Below are 734 nucleotides of genomic sequence, written 5' to 3' on the forward strand. Positions count from 1 at the left end.
GACCCACCGTTTTCTCGAACTAATAAGTGACACGTCGGCTGCTTAGAGCTTCTTGTCGAAACGCCCTTGGGTGACGCGCACACTGTCGCAGCCGGGCTGGTAGAGGGTGAAGGAGAAAGTGCCGGCGACGATGCCGGCTTGCAGGTCCAAGCGCGTGATGTTCAGGATGCCCTTTCGGTAGGCCAACACGGGCGGGTCCCGGTACTCATTACAGGGGGCCGGTAGATTTCTATCATAGTAGAACACCGTTCGGTCTCCCACCAACACGAGCGGATAACTGCCGAGCCGGTCAATCCTGTTTCCCCCCAGGGTCATGTATTGCTGAGAATTATCACTTGCGTTCAAATAGCGATAGGCTCGGATACTGATGTTGCCGCCGGCATACCCAGGGTCGTAGCTCACGCGGTAATTGGGCACTCCGTTATTCCCGTTGGGGGTCCAGGGCTGGCCGTTGAGCAGGCAGCCAAAGGTGTTGGCCCCGGTCTGGGTAGCCGGGGGCAACTGGTCCACCGGGGCGGGGTCTTTTTTCTGGCACTGGCTCAGGCCCAGCAGGGCTCCCAGCATCAGGAGTGGGTAGATTTTCATGAAAGGGAGCGGCAAAGCAGAACTAGATTATTGCGATGCTCAAATGTACAGGCTCGGTGGGTGCACATACCAAGTAATCTTCCGCCTCTTTCGACTTCACGAACGGCCCCTATCATTGAATAAATAACTTGCAGTTAAGTACATAGAAC

At 56.0% G+C, this 734-nt stretch carries 1 protein-coding gene; it reads right to left on the reverse strand.

The window, feature by feature from the left end; all coding sequences use genetic code 11:
* Positions 1-42 precede the first annotated feature (42 nt).
* On the reverse strand, positions 43-585 hold the full coding sequence (locus BEN48_RS16410) for a hypothetical protein (RefSeq protein ID WP_070736158.1): 543 nt from the start codon (positions 583-585) through the stop codon (positions 43-45).
* Between the last annotated feature and the right edge of the window lie 149 nt (positions 586-734).

Source organism: Hymenobacter glacialis, assembly GCF_001816165.1.
GTDB lineage: Bacteria > Bacteroidota > Bacteroidia > Cytophagales > Hymenobacteraceae > Hymenobacter > Hymenobacter glacialis.

Coding starts and splice junctions, on each gene's coding strand:
- BEN48_RS16410 (WP_070736158.1), bottom strand. CDS start 585: ATGAAAATCTACCCACTCCTGATGCTGGGAGCCCTGCTGGGCCTGAGC.